Source organism: Campylobacter troglodytis, from assembly GCF_006864425.1.
Taxonomy (GTDB): Bacteria; Campylobacterota; Campylobacteria; order Campylobacterales; family Campylobacteraceae; genus Campylobacter_D; species Campylobacter_D troglodytis.
The window spans coordinates 1-668 of the sequence record NZ_QHLI01000209.1; the positions used below are offsets into that span (position 1 = coordinate 1).

The window sequence follows — 668 nt, forward strand, 5'->3', positions numbered from 1 at the left end:
TTGCAGTATTTTTTCTCTTTTGTCAGCAGATTTCTTATATCCTTATCACTCAAATAGGTTTTTGCCACATTTGCCATAGTTTTCACCTTATTTTAAGGGTTAATTAGAGCTAGTGCCTTAATAAAATGACTAATCTCCTAATTATATCATTAATTATTTGGAAAAACTTACCACACAAAAGAAAAATAAATAAAAGAAGGCATAAAGCCCATTATATAGGCATTTAAAAGAAGTGTTTGTAAATGTGAGAAACTTAAAAAAATTTAAGTGGTCGGAGTAGCGGGATTTGAACCCACGACCTCACCCACCCCAAGGGTGTGCGCTACCAGGCTGCGCTATACTCCGGTTTATCAAAACAAGCAAAAATCCTAGCCTCTTTGCTTTAAAAACTTGGCTTTAATTATACTTTGTTTTTGTAAATTGCTATGTTCTTTGCTTGGATTTGATGAAGATCTTAAATTTAAGCTAAAATTTGTTTAAAATTCACAAAGAGGGGTTATAATTTCTTTGTGAATTCATATGAATATTTAATTTTTGTTTGTAAAAATTTAAGCTAAAAATAAGGATATAAAATGCAAGTTAGCCTAATGCACCATACCGAGCTTAAAATTTGTTCTCACGCCATTCGCACTTGCTGGCAAAGCTTTGAAAAAGGCGATGAGGGAGGA

The 668-nt window shown here is 32.6% G+C and carries 1 tRNA gene and 1 pseudogene; one reads left to right on the plus strand and one right to left on the minus strand.

Annotated features, from left to right (window positions below):
• Window positions 1–268: 268 nt before the first annotated feature.
• Window positions 269–345: transfer RNA gene (locus DMC01_RS12705), tRNA-Pro, on the minus strand.
• Between the two features lie 227 nt (window positions 346–572).
• On the opposite strand from DMC01_RS12705, the pseudogene DMC01_RS15570 reads away from it, so the two are divergent.
• Window positions 573–668 (plus strand): annotated as a pseudogene (locus tag DMC01_RS15570) (FAD-dependent thymidylate synthase); the annotation flags it as partial.